13 protein-coding genes are annotated in these 16687 nt (G+C 63.1%); 10 read left to right on the plus strand and 3 right to left on the minus strand.

The features are described 5' to 3' along the window. Positions 1-28 precede the first annotated feature (28 nt). Positions 29-439 (minus strand): hypothetical protein, encoded by a 411-nt coding sequence (locus tag GM668_RS01390; RefSeq protein WP_155437136.1) that lies wholly within the window; start codon positions 437-439, stop codon positions 29-31. Positions 440-573: 134 nt separating this feature from the next. Continuing rightward, a complete protein-coding gene (locus tag GM668_RS01395) occupies positions 574-3342 on the minus strand; it encodes a glycosyl hydrolase 115 family protein (protein ID WP_229498899.1) in 2769 nt (922 codons plus the stop codon). Between the two features lie 188 nt (positions 3343-3530). Between GM668_RS01395 and GM668_RS01400 the strand changes: the two genes are divergently transcribed. From GM668_RS01400 to GM668_RS01415, 4 genes are all read left to right on the plus strand, one after another. After that, a complete protein-coding gene (locus GM668_RS01400) occupies positions 3531-6014 on the plus strand; it encodes a coiled-coil domain-containing protein (RefSeq protein ID WP_155437138.1) in 2484 nt (827 codons plus the stop codon). 127 nt (positions 6015-6141) lie between these two features. After that, entirely contained in the window at positions 6142-6927 is a 786-nt protein-coding gene (locus GM668_RS01405; RefSeq protein WP_155437139.1) for a substrate-binding periplasmic protein, read from the plus strand. Between the two features lie 222 nt (positions 6928-7149). Continuing rightward, a complete protein-coding gene (locus GM668_RS01410) occupies positions 7150-8226 on the plus strand; it encodes a branched-chain amino acid ABC transporter substrate-binding protein (protein WP_155437736.1) in 1077 nt (358 codons plus the stop codon). Between the two features lie 180 nt (positions 8227-8406). Beyond that, positions 8407-9066, plus strand: coding sequence for a PEP-CTERM sorting domain-containing protein (locus GM668_RS01415; protein WP_229498809.1), 660 nt, complete (start codon positions 8407-8409; stop codon positions 9064-9066). A gap of 3 nt (positions 9067-9069) precedes the next feature. Here the strand turns inward: GM668_RS01415 and GM668_RS01420 are convergent, their stop codons facing one another. Further along, positions 9070-9288 carry a hypothetical protein gene (locus GM668_RS01420; RefSeq protein ID WP_155437141.1) on the minus strand — a complete coding sequence of 73 codons (219 nt, stop codon included), beginning with the start codon at positions 9286-9288 and terminating at the stop codon, positions 9070-9072. A 218-nt stretch (positions 9289-9506) separates the two neighbouring features. On the opposite strand from GM668_RS01420, the gene GM668_RS01425 reads away from it, so the two are divergent. The 6 genes from GM668_RS01425 to GM668_RS01450 are packed head-to-tail and all read left to right on the plus strand — an operon-like array spanning position 9507 to position 16669. Beyond that, complete coding sequence (locus GM668_RS01425; RefSeq protein ID WP_155437142.1) at positions 9507-10754, plus strand: efflux RND transporter periplasmic adaptor subunit; 1248 nt, start codon at positions 9507-9509, stop codon at positions 10752-10754. Between the two features lie 10 nt (positions 10755-10764). Then, a complete protein-coding gene (locus tag GM668_RS01430; RefSeq protein WP_155437143.1) occupies positions 10765-11430 on the plus strand; it encodes an ABC transporter ATP-binding protein in 666 nt (221 codons plus the stop codon). 9 nt (positions 11431-11439) lie between these two features. After that, complete coding sequence (locus GM668_RS01435; RefSeq protein ID WP_155437144.1) at positions 11440-12687, plus strand: ABC transporter permease; 1248 nt, start codon at positions 11440-11442, stop codon at positions 12685-12687. Then, a complete protein-coding gene (locus GM668_RS01440) occupies positions 12687-13886 on the plus strand; it encodes an ABC transporter permease (RefSeq protein WP_155437145.1) in 1200 nt (399 codons plus the stop codon). The genes GM668_RS01435 and GM668_RS01440 overlap by 1 nt, the downstream gene beginning before the upstream one ends. Before the next feature lie 6 nt (positions 13887-13892). Continuing rightward, positions 13893-15269 carry a sigma-54-dependent transcriptional regulator gene (locus GM668_RS01445; RefSeq protein ID WP_155437146.1) on the plus strand — a complete coding sequence of 459 codons (1377 nt, stop codon included), beginning with the start codon at positions 13893-13895 and terminating at the stop codon, positions 15267-15269. Continuing rightward, entirely contained in the window at positions 15266-16669 is a 1404-nt protein-coding gene (locus GM668_RS01450) for a sensor histidine kinase (protein ID WP_371868602.1), read from the plus strand. The genes GM668_RS01445 and GM668_RS01450 overlap by 4 nt, the downstream gene beginning before the upstream one ends. Positions 16670-16687: the final 18 nt, after the last annotated feature.

Below are 16687 nucleotides of genomic sequence, written 5' to 3' on the forward strand. Positions count from 1 at the left end.
GCCATGCCTTCGCGTACGATTTCAGGAATTACTTGCGGGAGCTCAGCAGTTTCGACAAGCCATAGCCGGCGGCCATGGCCACCAGTACGGAAATGGCTGGGCTGCTGCGCACGTAACCGCGGCCCTGTTCTGCATATTGCTTGGCCGCAGCGCCGATTTTTTGGCCTTTGTCGCTCAGCGTGTCGCTCAGCTTGCTGGCGGTAGTCGCGACTTTGTCCGTAGCGCTGTGGGCAGCTGATGCCAGTTTGTCGGCAGTTGGCTGGACTTTGTCGGCGATGCGGTCGACGGCTGCATGGGCCGAGCTGGCCAGGCGGTCAGCCGTCGGTTGCGCCTTGTCGGCAGTGCGGTCGATGGCCTCGTGCGTATCCTTCGAAAGGTCGCGGCCAATCGACGTCACGGTATCGCTGGATTTGTTGGTGCCGGAAGAAATGTTGTCCATGGTCGGTGTCCTCGTCGTTTAGTAAATGGGCTGCATTGCCTGATAAACGATAGGACGATCGCTTGTTGTGTACCGTGCGGCACATAACAGAGTCACGGGAGGGGACACAATATTCCCCTCCGCAACACGAACGCTTAAGGCGCCTTGGGACTTTCCGGCGGGCCCAGCAGTGTAGGCTTCAGGCTGCCTGTATCGACCACCAGGCGCTGCAATACCACCCCGGGGTCGATGGACCAGAATTTCAGCACATGGGCGCCGGGACGGGCGACCGTGTGCACCGTGCTGAGTACGACGGCATTGTCTTGCGCCGCCGTGGCCCACGCGGCGGACTGGGACGCGTCATGGAGATCGACGATGTGCGGCGCTTCATCGTCGATCGCCACGGCATAGCGCAAGCCCTGGCCGGGCATGAACGCGCGGGTGGGCGACAGCACGGCTTGCACGGCCACCTTGCCTGCCGTGGCCAGGTGCACGTCGTATTCGAGGCGCAAGTCGGCCAGCTTGGGGGGCGGCGGTGCGGGCGGTGTGACCGGAACAGGATCCGGCGCCGGTGCTGCAGAGAATGTCGCAGGCGCCTCGTCGTCCGTGGCAGGCTTGGCCTGTTGCTCATCAGTTGCCGGCTTTTCCTCTTCAGCCGGCACGGCTTCCGGCTTCGGTGGCGGCGCAGGCGGCGGTGGCGGCGGTGGTGGCGCCACCACGGGCAATGCCGTCATGCCGGACAGCGTCCGTCCCAGTCCCGGAATACGCAGCCATTGCCGCCCTTCCGGCGCCAGCGCCCGCGCAAAGTGCTCCGCTTCCACCGCTACCGCGCCCTGCGATTCCACGTAGCTGCCCGACGCTGGCTTGCCGCCCGCTGCCATCGGCCGCAACGGCACCCGCACCGCAGCCTTGGCGCCATCCGGCCCGAGGATCGCCAGCCCCGCCATCTCTGCATTGGGTGGCACCTCGGCCCAGCGTACATCGACCGTGATGCGCTGCGATTTGGCCACCGTGCCGCTCGACCGGCTCAAGCTGATCCATGGCGCGCTGGCTGCGATCGTGAACTTGAACGGGTTCTGGCCCCGGTTGAAGATGTCGACATAGCGCTGCTGCTTGCCGCCCGCATCCATCTTCGGCAATGCCAGCGTGCCGCCGCCCGTTTCCGGCCACACGGCTGCGCTGCCTTCCACTGCCACGCCCATGTCGGCTACGCGGCTGGGCTGCACTTCCGCCACGGCCGGCATTACATTGCGCAGGGCGCCGCCCAGGTGCACCTGCGACATCAGCCGGTTCCATTTGCCGCTGCTGATGTCTTCGTGGTACACGCGCGCCAGTTCGCCATCCTGCTTGAACAAGTCGCGCACCTTGGAGGCCAGGTCATTGGCGGCCACGCGGCCCTGCTCCGCCTGCATGCGGTTTTGCGCAGCGGCAGTCAGCATGTCGACCACGACGGCGCTGGCTTGCGCCGGGTATAGCACCAGCTGGTAAAACGAGTCGCGCAAATCCGACGGCAAATTGCCATCGATCTTTTCCGCCTTGCCGGAAATGGCGCGGTATTCACCCACGACCTTCGCCGCCTCTTCGCCATTGAGCACACTGTAATCGCCCACGGCCAGCAGTTCCGGCGGGCGGCGCGCATTGTATTGCGCGGTTTTGCCGACAATGTCGGCCACGTCGTCCACGTATTGCGGGCCGAACTCGCGGCCCGCCCACAGTTTCAAATAATCCGGCAAACGTTCGGCAGGCCATGCTTCAGGATTCCACGCATACGTGAAAAAGAATTCGGCCGGCACTTCAAAGGGTTTCAGCGAGCCGACGTGCGCAATCCACATGCGGTCCGCGCCGTGGCGCCATGCCAGGTGCAACTGTTCCCATACTTTCGACAGCGGCGCCGCATTGAGCCACGAGCGGTGCGCGCCATCGCGCGCAATGTGGTATTCAATGCCGGCGCCGCCTGCGCGCTTGCGTTCATCATGCGCCGGCAGGCGGCGCACGTAGCCCGCCCCGTCGTCGCACATCAGCATCAGCGCGTCGTCCGGCGGCGCCTTGCCTTCGCCGCCGCACATGGCCGCCACCTGCGGCCCTTTCCACAAGCGTTTGGCTTTACTGTCCGATGGCGGCGTGCCCAGCATCACGCCGTAATCTTCCGCGCGCTGCGCATTTTGCCTGTCGTCCGACAGAAACGCCGCTTCACTGGTGGCAGGCCACAACGTATTGCCGCGCATGCGCAGCAGCAGTTCATAGACCCGCTCATAAAACTTCGCGTTATAGCCGCCAAACGATTGCTTCGCCCACGCCGCCAGCCCCGGCGCTTCGCCATCGAGCGCCATGCCCCGGTATTTCACGACGGGCGCTTCCGATACATTCGTGCCCTCTTCCACATACAGCTGGCGGTGGCGCTGCGGCTGCACGTCGGCCCACCAGTGCCACGGCGAGACGCCGATCTGTTCAGACAATTCATACACGCCGTAAATCGTGCCGCGCCGGTCGCTGCCCGCGATCACCAATGCGCGCTCGACGCCGGGCAGCGGACGCACCAGCACTTGCGCATGCCACGCTTCCCACTTGCCCTTGATACCTGCAACATCGAGCGCACCGGACCGCGCCAGCCGGTCAATGACGCTGTTCTTGCCCAGTGTGCCGATAATCACCACGTCGGCGCCGGACGGCGTGCCTTTGGCCAGCGCGGGACGGCGCGCACTGACGCGGTCAATATCGGTCTGCAGATCCGCCACGGCCCGCAGCACGGCGGGAAAATCGCTGCTGTCGGTATACAGCGGCGCCGCATCGCTGCCGCGCACCAGCCCGAATGCCGTGGCCGGCGGCTGGTCATAGCCGACAAAGCGCTTTTGTCCCAGCGCATACGCATGCGGCGCGCCCAGCAGCGCACCGGCCAGGCTCGCGCCCAGCGCAACCCTTCGCATCAATGTCACGCGGTACTCCTGATTTATTTCAAAGGATCAATTATCGCCGTATCAACGCAATGCCGCAGCGCACCGTTGACCGGCGGAGCCATAATGTGGCCCAGCCCACAGACACGGGGCGGGCCGGCGCGCATGCTGGCGGGACTCTTTCGTACAAGGGTGACAACTTCCCGCCTGAAGGTGACGTTATGCTGCCTGTAACCCATGCCGCCGATGCAGTTTCCACCGTTGCACCGGTCCATCCATCTGTCACCGCGGCCGCCGCGCTGGCTGCCGCCAACGCACTGGCCGACAACGCTTCGGCCGTGGAGTTTTCCGGCCTGGCACAATTCCTGTCGAATATCGCGCTGACGCGCCGCCAGCTGGAGCAATTACAAGGCGGCGCCAGCAATACCCCGACCGCTGCGGAATTGATGCTGCTGGCCACGGCAGCCACCAACCTGACGCAATCGTTCAACCAGTTGCCGCCCTTGGCCCTCGACACCTTGCCGCCGTTGCCCGACAGCCAGGGCGGCACGCTGGGCGAGCGGCTGGCCCTCGTGCTGCAGCAGCTGGGCGCCACGGCGGGACGGGGCGGTCCCATTTCCACCAGCACGCTGGCCGGTATCGGCATCACGCTCGATCCGCTGGCGCCCGCTTCCAGCGCCGACATCCTGAACGTAGAAGCACCGCTGCTGCGCGCCGCTTTTGCCGTGGACCGCGCAGGCACGCTGGCGCTGCTGGCACGCACCACGGATGAATTCAATGCGCTGGGGACTGCCGTGGCGCAAGCAGAAGCCACGGCAGCGCCGACACCGGCGCCCGCCACCGCGCCGCCAGCGTTGCCGGCATCGGATTCCACGCTGGCCCACCTGGCGTTCAATGACGCCATTGCTGCCACCCCGGCGGAACTGCAGCGCCAGCAGCAACTGGCGGCGGCGCGCGAAGCGGCGGCTGACAGCGCGGCGCAGGCGGAAACGCAGGCCGACCGGCTGGCGGCCAACCGCGCTGCCGCGGAACGCCAGCTGCAGGTATCGGCGCAGGAAGACTTGGCGGCCACAGCACTGCAACAGCGCATGGCGGCAGAGCGGCAAGCGGACGCCGCTGCGCAGCAAACCACCGGCCTGGCGCAGCGGGCCGCCGCGCTGCGCCAAGAGCTCGACCACGTGCAATCGGAGCTGGAACAGCAATTGCGGCAGCAACAGCAATTGAGCGGGACATTGAGCGCGAACCAGGCGGCAGCCAATCAAGATGAACGGCTGCGCGAGCAGCAGGCCGCGCGCGCGGCGCAGCAACAGCCGGCAACCCGTACCACGCAGCAAGGTACGCAGCCCAATGCGGCACGGCAGGCGCAAGACCGCACACTGGCTTCGCAGCAGGAAACTGCCGCGCGCGATGCAGCCGCTTTCGCCACGGCGCGGCGTAATACGGCCGCCATTGCGGAGGCGCGCGACGAAGCCATGGTGGCGGCGCGCCTGGCCGCGCAGCGGCAAGCGGAGCAGGCGCAACAAGCACAGCAGGCGACACAGCGGGCAGCGCAGCTACGGCAGGCGCAGCAGGCACAACAGGCAACACGGCAAGCGGCGCAGGCGGCTGACGGCGCCCGGATCAAGCAGGAACAGCAACAAGCGCAAGCCATCCAGGCGCAGCAGCAAACGGCTCAACAGTCCAGGCTGACGGCACAGGCCGCACAACAGACTCAAGCGGACCGTGACCGCGCACAGCAGGAACGGCAACAAACAGCTGCGGAAACGCAAACGAACCGTGATGCCGCCGACGCCATGGCGGCACATCAACAGCAGGTACTGCAACGCCGGCAAGTGACGCAAGAACAAGACAGCCTCACGCAAGCCCGGCTGCGCGAACTGGCTGCGCAACAAGCGGCCCGCACAGCAAAGGAAGCCCGGCAAGAGCGCGCCATCGCCGACCGTGCCGACAATGTGCGCATCACCACGGCAGGGCAATCGAACCTGCGCGCCCAAGCCAATGCGCTGGCAGACCGGATGGAAGAACAGCGCCGCGCCGAACGCAAAGCGCAGCGTGCCGCTGACGAACGCAAGACCGTTGACGCCTTTGAACAGCGCGTCAACAGCGACCGCGGGCGCTCGGAAACCGCGATACAAACCACGTCACGCACCACTGCGCAGACTGCCGCGGACCAGCAGGAACGTCAAGCGGCCGCACGCGCCGCCGCCAGCCGCCAGGCTGAACAACAGGCCGCCGAACGGCAGCAGTACGCCACGCCACCGGAAGCGCAAAGCGCTGCTGCCATGGCTGCCGCCCAGCGCGCGGCGGAACAGCGCCTGGCGCAGGAACAGCAAACTGCAAGGGGCGGCGCCAACCAGCAGGCGCAGCTGGAACGCCAGTTACGCGACGCCGCCGACGCCGCGCGTCAAGTGCAGGCGGAACGGGATGCGGCAGCGCAGGCCGGCGCTGCCACGCAACTGCAACGGTCTGCCGATGCCCGCCCCCAGCCCAGCGCAGCCGATCCGGCCCTGGCTGCCGCGATCGCTGCTTACAACGCCCCCGCGATGGCAGCGGCCAGTGCCCGCCCGCCATTGCCCGCGGCACAGGCTGCGGCCATCCCTACTGCAGCGCCGGTTGTTCCCGCACGCCCGGTCCAGCCGGTTGGTGAAACTGCCGAGGCAGGCGTCAACAACGGCGATACAGCACAGAAGCAACGGCAAAGATAACTAATGAACATCAATTACACGACAAAATAGGGTTTTTGACGTCATTTAAATCATTCTCTGCAATAATCGGCTGGTACCCGCCCCCTTCCGCCGGCAATCGGGAGGCGCCTTACAGTATGGATATCTGATGACATCCGAAAGCAAGCGCACATTTTTGACAGCGTTCGGGCTGGCTGCCGGCATGCTGGCCCTGGGCCCCGCGACGGCCCACGCCGCACCGCAAACCGTCACGCTGCTGCTGGGCGATGCGCTCGACGCGCAAGGCCGGCAAAAGCCGCTGAAACCGTGGCGGCGTAAATTGTTCGACTATCTCGAGCAAGAGTTAAATATCGCCTTTGAAATCAAGAGTTATCCATGGCCACGCGCCGAGCGCAACGCCCGCAGTGGCGCCGGCCTGATCTTTGGCCTGCCGAAAACCGAAGAGCGCTTGCGCGACCTCCACTATTCCGACATTGTGGGCAACAATACGCTGTGGCTGGTCACGCGCAGTGACGCCACCTTCCCATTCAGCACGCTGGATGACTTGCGCGGCAAAACCGTAGGCGCCGTGCGCGGTTATACATATGGCGAGGAATTCGAACGGCGCCGTAATACAACGTTCCGTGTCGAAGACGATATTCCATCGCGCTCAGCGCGGCTGAAGCGCTTGCTGTTAAAGCGGGTCGATGCCGTGCTGCTGGTCCAGCCCGGATGGGAAACCGCGCCGGAAATCGAAGCCGAACTGCGCACCTTTATTGCGCCTTACATCAAAGAAATGGGCTTGCCGCCGGACGTGAGCCTGTCCGTGCTGCCGCAACCCGTTTTGGCGGAAAGCGGCGAACACTTCGCCATCGCGTATGGACAGGACCACGGTTTGATCGACCGCATCAATACCGCGCTGGTCCGCCAGCGCCGCCGCACTGCACAACGGTGACGCCGTTCATGCCGGCTCCGCACAATAGGCGGTTTTCCGCATGATTTTGCACATTTCCGCATAGCGCCGCGCAGAGCTGCATGGCAGAGCTTCGGCACAGCAGTTTGCGCTTGCCCTGCCATTTGGCCTTAAGGATAATGCTCGCGCAGACCGACCCTCACCAAGGAGACACCGTTGCAGTACACAAAATATGCATTCGCCCTGCTTGGCGCCATCAGCGCCATGACCAACGCAGCGGCACAGGAAACCGTCAAGATTGGCCACACCGGCCCCCTGTCGGGCGCACAAGCGTTTTCCGGCAAGGACAATGAAAATGGCGCCCGCCTGGCCATTGAAGAATTGAATGCCAAACCCATTACCGTGGGCGGCAAGAAGATCAAATTCGAACTGATGTCGGAAGACGACCAGGGGGATCCGAAAGCCGGCGTGCAAGTGGCGCAGAAATTCATCGACAGCGGCGTGCGCTACGTGGTCGGTCCTTATAACTCCGGCGTCGCCATCCCGGCTTCCCGCGCCTACAACGACGCGGGTGCGCTGATCGCCACCGTGGCCACCAACCCGAAGGTCACGCAGCAAGGCTATAAAGGCGTATTCCGCGTCAATGCCAGCGATACGCAGCTGGGTTCGAAAATGGCGCTGTATGCCGCCAAAGAATTGAAATTCAAAACCGTGGCCGTGATTGACGACCGCACGGCATTCGGCCAGGGCCTGGCGGAAGAATTCAAGAAGCAGGCCAAGGCATCGGGCCTGACAGTGGCCGGCCACGAATACACGACGGACAAAGCAGTCGACTTCACCGCCATCCTGACCAAGCTGAAAGCCAAGAACGTGGAAGCCATCTTCTTCGGCGGCTATGCACCGCAAGCGGCGCCGATGGCGCGCCAGATGAAACAGCTGGGCATCAATGCCAAGCTGCTGGGCGGCGACACTATCTGCACGGCGGAGATGGGCAAGCTGGGCGGCGATGCGGTAGGCGACAACGTGCTGTGCTCGCAAGGCGGCGCCATTCTCGACAAAGCGGCAGCCGGCCCGCAATTCAAGGCGGCGTTCAAGAAACGCTATAACCGCGATCCCGACGTCTATGCCGCCACGTATTACGACGCGGCCATGATGTACGCCAATGCCATGCAAAAAGTGAATTCCACGGATCCTGCCAAGGTCGGCCCCGCCATTAGCGCCGGTGCTTACAAGGGCGTGATGGGCACCTACGCATTCGATGCGAAGGGTGACATGAAAGAATCGCTGGTGACCATCTTTAACTTCAAAAATGGCGCTCCAGCGCCAATTACCAGCTATTAACTGTTAATTTCCGTTAAAAACCGCTATTCACGGCGCCTGAACGGGCGCCGTGTCGGCAAATTTTACACTTCACAACCGCTTCCGCCGCACCGCATATGTAACTCCCTGATTGAATGGAAGAAAATATTTCAGGCATGAAACATGCTTGATGTATGGAAACCAAACTTTCCAGAGGGAATTATGAACAAGCCAGCCATCCGCACCATCGCCAGCACCCTGTTCGCATGCTTTGCCATCACCGCCAACGCGACTGTGATTGACTTCAACAACCTGGCCGGTACGGCAGCGCCTAATGGTTACCAGGGCGGCAGCTATACGTACTTCCTGAACAGCAGTTTTTCGCAGGGCGGTTACACCTTTTCGTCCAATAACACGCAGTACTGGATCGGCACCGCTTATTCGAATTCGGATTACTCCGACTTGCCTTATAACGGCACCGATTACCTGCTGGCCACCAACGTCACCATTACCAGCAACACCCACCAGCCTTTCTCCCTGAACAGCGTCGACCTGGGTTCCTGGGGCAGCTGGTTCGTACGAGGCTATGGCAGCCTGCCACTGTTAATCACCGGGCAACATGCCGACGGCAGCACGGCCAGTGCAACGTTTTCCCTGACAGGCATCAACTATAACTCGGTGACGGGCAACGACTTTGAACGGTTCACGAGCGGTGCGGCTTTCAAGAACCTGACGTCGCTGCGCATCTCATCGGACAGCACCTATTTCACCATGGATAACCTGGATATCGGCGCCAGCAATGTGCCGGAACCGGGCAGCCTGGCGCTGCTGGGCCTGGGCATGACCGGCCTGTTGGCAGCACGCCGCCGCAAACAAGCTTGACCGTCAGATCCGGCTGCTGTTGCGCCGGTCTGGCGGCGGCTGCAGCATGGACGAGTATTCCCGCAGACGCCCCACCGGGCGTCCCAGGACGTCATCGATCAGGCGGGAAGGAATGCCCGCCAATTCGGCATAGGTATACGCTGTGCCCTCGCCAAAAGCGGCGCGGGTCAGCAAAGCAACTGCCACTTTCTCGGCAGTAAAATCATCAAGTCGGCGCGTCATGGCGCCAAGTCTAAAGCCAGCGGCCCGATCACCGGCGCAGGATACCCTTAGGAAAGTGCCCGGATCCGGGCAGTGCTGCCCTGACGCGGGCAATTCCTACCCCTGCCCCGTTAACTCTTCGCCACACAAGCCCTTGAAACATCAGCGATTTTTCAATCGCCTCGGCTGGCATGGTGTTTGCAATTATGAAACGCAACATCAACCTGCCCAGACCCATCATGGATCAAGCACTTTCCCCTGCCATCGTGGCGCAGCGCCGGCGCCGCACGGCGGGTACGGTCGCCGCCGGCCTGGCTTTGCTGTGCGGCACAGCCTGGGGACTCCGCTATTACGCCAGTCCCAGCGCCAGCACGCGCGACATTGCAGTCGCGGAAGTGAGGCGCGGCAATATCGCCAACAGCATCAGCGCCACCGGCGTCGTGGTGCCGGAGCGCGAAGAAACCGTGCCGGCGCCGATCCCCAGCCGCATCGCCCACGTGCACGCCAAGCCCGGCCAGCAAGTGGCGGCGGGCGACTTGCTGCTGTCGCTGGATGACGGCAGTGTGCGCGTGACCATTGCCAGCCTGCAGGAGCAATTGGCGCAACAGGAAAACCGCATGACGGGCTTGCGCGTGGAACTGGAACAAAAGCGCAAGCAAACCAAAGCCGCGATGGAATTGCTGGAACTGGATTTACAAAGCGCCCGCGCCAAGCTGAACCGCTCGCAACTGTTGCGCAAGGCGGGCGGCATTTCCGGCGAAGACATGCTGGCGGCTGAATTGAACGTGAAGCGCATTGAAGTGCAATTGCGCCAGCAACAGGAATTCATCGATGACACGGCCCGCGTCAACGCCAGCACCATTGCCGATGCGCGCCTGCAAAAAGCCATCCTGCAAAAACAGCTGGACCAGCAATTACTGGTGCAGCAGCAAACGCAGGTGCGCGCGCCATTTGCCGGCATGCTGACGTCGCTGGCGGCCGATGAAGGCGCCGCCGTGGTGACGGGCCAAATGCTGGCCAAGGTGGCGGATTTGCAGCACTACCGGGTGGAAGCGGCCGTCTCGGACTTCCATGCGCGCCGCCTTGGCTCCGGCCTGGCCGTGCAAGTCGAGCACAATGGCCAGGTGCTGTCCGGCCGCGTGCACACGGTGCTGCCGGAAATCCGCGATGGCAAAGTCACGGTCCTGACAACCCTGGACCAGCCCGGCAACCCCATGCTGCGCAACCGCATGCGGGTCGACGTGCGGATCATCACGGATCAAAAGCAAGGCGTACTGCTGGCCGACAACGGCGCCGCCTTCAACGGCCAGGGCCGCCAGCAAGGCTACGTGCTGCGCGACGGCGTCGCGCGCAAAGTCACGCTGGATATCGGCGCCAGCGATGGCAAGGCCGTGGAAATCGTGTCCGGCGCCCAGGCCGGCGACCGCCTGATCATTTCCGATATCAGCCGCTACAAGGAGCACGACACGCTCCGCATTACCAATTAAGGGGACGTCCATGATCAAACTCGACAAAATCAGTAAAACCTACCAGACCGACAAAATTGAAACGCTGGCCCTGCGCGGCATCGACCTGCATGTGAAAGAAGCGGAATTCGTGTGCATCATGGGTCCCAGCGGCTGCGGCAAAAGCACGCTGCTGAACGTGATCGGCTTGCTGGACCGTCCCGGCACGGGCGCCATCCACGTGGCGGGCAAACCCGTGCACACATACCGCGACCAGGACGTGGCCCGCCTGCGCAACCGCACGTTCGGTTTCATCTTCCAGAGCTTCCACTTGATCAGCGACTTGCGCGTCATCGACAACGTGGAATTGCCGCTGCTGTACCGCCCCGGCGTCAATGCCGCCGCCCGGCGCCGCATGGCGGCAGCCGCACTGGAAAAAGTCGGGCTGGGTGCACGCATGGACCATTACCCGAACCAGCTATCCGGCGGCCAGCAACAGCGCGTGGCCATTGCGCGCGCCATTGCCGGCCAGCCGCAAGTGCTGCTGGCCGATGAACCCACCGGCAACCTCGATAGCCGCATGAGCGACGAAGTCATGGAAATCCTGCTGCGCCTGAACAGCGAAGGCACCACGGTCGTGATGGTGACGCACGATGAAAGGCAAGCGAAGCGGGCGCATCGCGTAGTGCGCGTGTTTGACGGCCAGCTGGTCGCGTAAGGAGCACGCATGCTGAAGAATTACATTGTGATGGCCTATAAAGTGTGCCTGCGGCGCAAGCTGTACACGGCATTGAGCCTGCTGTGCATCATGCTGACCCTGGTTGTGCTGCTGGTCGCAACGGCCTTGCTGCAGCAAGCATTCCACCCGGCAGGCGTGGAAGGCCGCAGCGACCGCTTCCTGCAAGTGTTTGCCATTGAAGCGCGCCGGGAAGGCAGCAACAGCCGCTATTACGGCCCGCTGGGCTACAAAGTCGTCGAGCAATATTTAAAACCCGTACAATCCGCCACCGTGGTGTCGGCCGTCACGATGCCGCAAACCGTATCCGTGTACCAGGACGGCCGGGTCAGCGAATTGCAGATGCGCCGCTCGGACGCCGAGTATTGGCGCATCATGGATTTCCACGTACTGGCCGGCCGGGTCTATACCCCGGATGACGTGGCGCAGGGCCGCATGGTAGCCGTGATTAACTACAGCACGGCGCGCAAGCTGTTTCCCGGCGCCGGCATAGCCAGCGCGGTAGGCCGCCAGTTTGACGCGGGCAACCAGCCATTCCAGGTCATTGGCGTGGTTGAAGATGCGCTGCACTTGAATGCGCTATCCGACATCTGGGTCCCGGTCACGACATTCCCGGACAGCGCCTACCGCCAGCAAATCTTTGGCACGTTCACGGCGCTGCTGATGGCGGACAGCCCGGCGGGGGCCGATGCCATCCGCCGTGAAGTTGCGCAAGTGGCCCGCAACGTTCAATTCGATGATCCCAAAGAGTGGAACCGCGCTTACCTGTTTGCGGACGACAAGCTCGACGTCTTCGCACGCACCATCACGCAAAGCCAGACCTTGGATTCCGGCGCCGGCGCCATTGTTGCCGTATTGAGCCTGCTGGCCGTGCTGTTCATGCTGTTGCCGGCGCTGAACCTGGTGAACTTGAACATGGGCCGCATCATGGAGCGCAGCACGGAAATCGGCACCCGCAAGGCATTTGGCGCCACCAACCGCCAGTTGGCGGCCCAGCTGCTAACGGAAAACATCATGCTGTGCCTGGCCGGAGGCTTGCTCAGCCTGCCCTGTGCCGCGCTGGCGCTGATGTGGATCGAGCATTCCGGCGTGGTCCCCTACCTGAAGGTGAGCCTGAACGGCGCCGTATTCGGCTATGGCTTGCTGTTGACCATCGTATTTGGCGTGCTGTCAGGCGTGATCCCGGCCTGGAAAATGTCCCGCCTCGACCCTGTGCATGCGTTGAAAGGAACTGCGTGATGCTGCGCCATTGCCTGAAATTGATGTGGAAGCGCAAAACGCGCAACCTGATGCTGAGTTTGGAATTGCTGCTGGCGTTCGTGCTGGTGTTTGCACTGTCGGCTGCCGGTGTCCGCTGCTGGCAGCTGTACCACGAACCAGTTGGCTACGACTACCGCAACCTGTGGACCGTGTCGCTGAACCCGGGTGACGGCCAGCGCATGCCGAAGGACAACGACCTCTACAACCGCTTACGCCAGGCCGTGCGTGAATTGCCGGAAGTCGAACAGGCGGCCTACATTACGTTTTCGCCATACACGATGGCCACCATGACTACTGGCTATGGCCGCTCGGCCAACGGTCCCGAAGAAGTCATCCAAACGATGGAAGTCAGCGACGACTTTTTTGCCACCAATGACATGACCCCCTTGGCTGGACAATGGTTCAGCAGCGCGGATGACGGGGCCGACGCCATTCCCGTGGTAATCAACCGGCACTTGGCAGACCAGTGGTTCCCCGGCCAGTCAGCTGTCGGCCAAACCTTCAACAGCTATGAAACCAATGGCCCTGGCGCGCGCTTCCGCGTGACAGCCGTGGTGGAAGCCTATCGCGCCAAAGGCGAACTGGATCCGACCGCCGATATCATCCTGATGCGCCATGTCTCCGACAGCAAATTGTCCAACCTGAGCGCCATGGTGCTACGGGTTAAGGCCGGCACGCCGCGCAGTTTTGAAACCACGTTGCAGCGCCAATTAAAGCTGGTGCGCAATGACTGGAGCTACACGATCTCGCCGATGGCGGACTTGCGCGCCAGCCTGCTGAAAAACCAGTTGGCGCCCATGATGATCCTGGCCGTGATTGCCGCCTTCCTGCTGGCGATGGTGGCGTTCGGCCTGTTCGGCGTGCTGTGGCAAAACACCACGCGCCGCATACCGGAAATCGGCTTGCGGCGCGCCATGGGGGCGCCGGCTGGCGCCATCTGGCGCCAGATCATCACGGAGCAAATGCTGCTCAGCACAGGCGCCATGCTGGCCGGACTGGCGTTGCTGGTGCAGTTGCCGCTGACGGGCGTATTGGGCGAGCACTTGAACTGGCACGTGTTTATTTGCGCACTGGGCCTGTCGATGGGACTGATCTATCTGCTATCCTTGCTGTGCTCGCTTTACCCAGGCTGGCACGCCAGCCGCATGACACCGACCACCGCCCTGCGCTACGAATAATCCGGAATGACCCGCATCCTTATCGTTGATGACGACGCTGCCGTGCTGGCGTCGTTAAGCCTGCTGTTAAAACAATCCGGCTTCACGGCGCGCACGTGCGACGAGCCGCGCGCCGCACTGGCGTTGCTGGAACAGGAACCGTTCGACCTGGTGCTGCAGGATATGAATTTTTCCCTGCAAACCAGCGGCGATGAAGGCTTGCAATTGCTGGCGCACATCCGCGCACTGCGCCCTGCCTTGCCTGTACTGTTGATGACAGCATGGGGCTCGATTGCACTGGCCGTCAAAGGCATGCAGGCCGGGGCCGCCAACTTCTTTACGAAACCGTGGGACAACAGCCAGCTGGTGCAGTTGATCCGCGCCACGTTGTCGGCCACGCCGCACGATGCGGAAACCACGGCGGCGCGGCGCGAGCTGGACCAGCGCTATGATTTCAGCGGCATCGTGGGCGAACATCCGGCCTTATTGAAAGTGCTGGCCACTGTCGGCCAGGTGGCCGCCACGCGCGCGCCGGTATTAATCCTCGGCGAAAGCGGCTGCGGCAAGGAATTGATCGCGGACGCGATCCACCGCAACAGCCCCCGCGCGGCAAAGGCCGCCGTGAAAATCAACATGGGCGCCATTACGCCTTCGCTGTTTGAAAGCGAAATGTTTGGCCATGTCAAAGGGGCGTTCACGGATGCCCGCGCTGACCGGCAAGGCCACGTGGCTGCCGCCCATGGCAGCACGCTGTTCATGGATGAAATTGGCGAATTGAACCGCGCCGACCAGGTCAAGCTGCTGCGCGTGCTACAAGATCAAAGCTATCTGCCGGTGGGCGCCAGCCGCAGCGAACAGGCCGATGTCCGCGTGGTGTCCGCCACCAACCGCGAACTGGCGGAACTGGTGGCGTCCGGCGAATTCCGCGAAGACTTGTTTTACCGCTTGAACTTGATCACGTTGCGGCTGCCGCCGCTGCGCGAGCGGCGCAGCGATATTGCGCTGCTGGCGCGCCACCTCGTGACGACGATCGCGGCTGGTTACGGGTTGAGCGAAATGACGCTGTCGCCCAGCGCGCTGGACTGGCTGACGCAGCAGCCATGGCCGGGCAATATCCGCCAGCTGCGGCAAACGCTGGAGCGCACCATGCTGCTGTCCGGTAAAACCGTGCTGGCGCAGGCGGACTTCAGCGCGGCGGAGCAGCAAGACAGCGCCGGCGCACCGCGGCTGAGCATCGATGGCATGACGATCGACCAGGTGGAGCGCCACATGATCGCTCAGGCGCTGCAACAATATCAGGGCAATATCTCGCGCATGGCCAAGGCGCTGGGCTTGAGCCGCAATGCGCTGTACCGGCGGCTGGAGCGGCACGGACTCGATGCGGAATCGCGGGACAACCCGTGAATGCGCCATTGCCCGGCCGCGCGCCACGCCTGAAACTGCAATTCGGCCTGTACCTCGCGCTGCTGCACGTGGCGCTGCTGGCCGCCGTGCTGGCTTTCGCACGCTCCCGTCCGTGGCTGTTCGTGTCGCTGGAAGCGGCGCTGCTGGTGAGCTGCGTGATCGGCTACCGCCTGCTGGCGCGCGCACTGGAACCGCTGGCCTACACGCAGCACTTCCACAGCCTGCTGCAAGACGGCGAATACGCGGCGCGCCTGCTGGCGCCCGGCCACCGGCGCCAGCCGGAACTGGAGCAGCTGGTCCAGCTGTTCAACGCCATGCTGTCGCGCCTGTACGAAGAACGCTTGAAGCTGGGCGAGCAGCAGGGTTTGCTGGACCGGCTGCTGGAAGCCACGCCCAGCGCGGTCATCGTGTTTGATTTCGATGGCCGCATCAGTGTCTTGAATGCTGCCGCGTCGGCATTGCTGGGCGTTGACAATCCAATCGGCAAACCTTTGCACTACTGGCTGGACGCGCCCACGGAGCGCCGCGCCCGCTGTGCCGCGCTGCTGGAACAGCTGGACCGGATTCCCGCCGACTCGGGCGCGTTACTCAGCGACAGCGCGGGCCGCCGCTACCGTGGCCAGCGCGGCCACTTCCATGACCGGGGTTTCAAGCGCCAGTTCTTGCTGGTGGATGAATTGACGGCGGAACTGGCCGATTCCGAACACGCGACCTACGACAAGCTGATCCGCGTGATGGGCCATGAAGTCAACAACACGGTGGCGGCCACGGCGTCCGTGCTGGACTCGCTGCTGTATTACCGCGATCAATTGGCAGAAGGCGATGCCGATGACTTCAGCACTGCCATCGTGGCGGTCAAACGGCGCAATGTGCAGCTGGGGGAATTCATTGAACGCTTTACGCGCGTGGTGAAAATGCCGGCGCCGGAATTGCGCCCGGTGGAGTTGCCCGCCCTGCTCGACGGCATCGTGGCGCTGTACCGGGAACCTTGCCGCAGCCGTGGCATTACGCTGGCATGGGCGCGGCGCGACACCGTGCCCTTACTGGCCATGGATAGCCAGCTGATGGAACAGGCGCTGTTGAACGTGGTGAAAAATGCGATGGAAGCCGTGGAAGCCACGATGCAGGAACAGGGTTTAAACGCGGGCACGGTCACGCTGGCCTTGCATAGGGAAGATGGCAGCGTGCATTTATCCATCACCGACAGCGGCCGCCGTTTGGCCGGCGTGCCGGCCAGCCAGCTGTTCACGCCCTTCTTCAGCACGAAGAAGGGCGGCCAGGGTATTGGTTTGCTGTTCGTGCGCGAAGTCTTGAACCGGCACGGCTACAGCCACCGGCTGGCTGCCGATGAACACGGTGATACGTGTTTCGAATTGTGGCTTACTGCACCTGCGGCGTGACCAGTTGCGGCATGCTGC

Origin of the sequence: Pseudoduganella ginsengisoli (assembly GCF_009720865.1) — a bacterium.
Classification (GTDB): Bacteria; Pseudomonadota; Gammaproteobacteria; order Burkholderiales; family Burkholderiaceae_D; genus Rugamonas; species Rugamonas ginsengisoli.

Bases quoted from the DNA above. Each gene is read 5' to 3' on its own strand.
- GM668_RS01405 (WP_155437139.1), top strand. From the start codon at position 6,142: ATGACATCCGAAAGCAAGCGCACATTTTTGACAGCGTTCGGGCTGGCT.
- GM668_RS01430 (WP_155437143.1), top strand. From the start codon at position 10,765: ATGATCAAACTCGACAAAATCAGTAAAACCTACCAGACCGACAAAATT.
- GM668_RS01400 (WP_155437138.1), top strand. From the start codon at position 3,531: ATGCTGCCTGTAACCCATGCCGCCGATGCAGTTTCCACCGTTGCACCG.
- GM668_RS01390 (WP_155437136.1), bottom strand. From the start codon at position 439: ATGGACAACATTTCTTCCGGCACCAACAAATCCAGCGATACCGTGACG.
- GM668_RS01425 (WP_155437142.1), top strand. From the start codon at position 9,507: ATGGATCAAGCACTTTCCCCTGCCATCGTGGCGCAGCGCCGGCGCCGC.
- GM668_RS01395 (WP_229498899.1), bottom strand. From the start codon at position 3,342: ATGCGAAGGGTTGCGCTGGGCGCGAGCCTGGCCGGTGCGCTGCTGGGC.
- GM668_RS01435 (WP_155437144.1), top strand. From the start codon at position 11,440: ATGCTGAAGAATTACATTGTGATGGCCTATAAAGTGTGCCTGCGGCGC.
- GM668_RS01445 (WP_155437146.1), top strand. From the start codon at position 13,893: ATGACCCGCATCCTTATCGTTGATGACGACGCTGCCGTGCTGGCGTCG.
- GM668_RS01440 (WP_155437145.1), top strand. From the start codon at position 12,687: ATGCTGCGCCATTGCCTGAAATTGATGTGGAAGCGCAAAACGCGCAAC.
- GM668_RS01420 (WP_155437141.1), bottom strand. From the start codon at position 9,288: ATGACGCGCCGACTTGATGATTTTACTGCCGAGAAAGTGGCAGTTGCT.
- GM668_RS01410 (WP_155437736.1), top strand. From the start codon at position 7,150: ATGACCAACGCAGCGGCACAGGAAACCGTCAAGATTGGCCACACCGGC.
- GM668_RS01415 (WP_229498809.1), top strand. From the start codon at position 8,407: ATGAACAAGCCAGCCATCCGCACCATCGCCAGCACCCTGTTCGCATGC.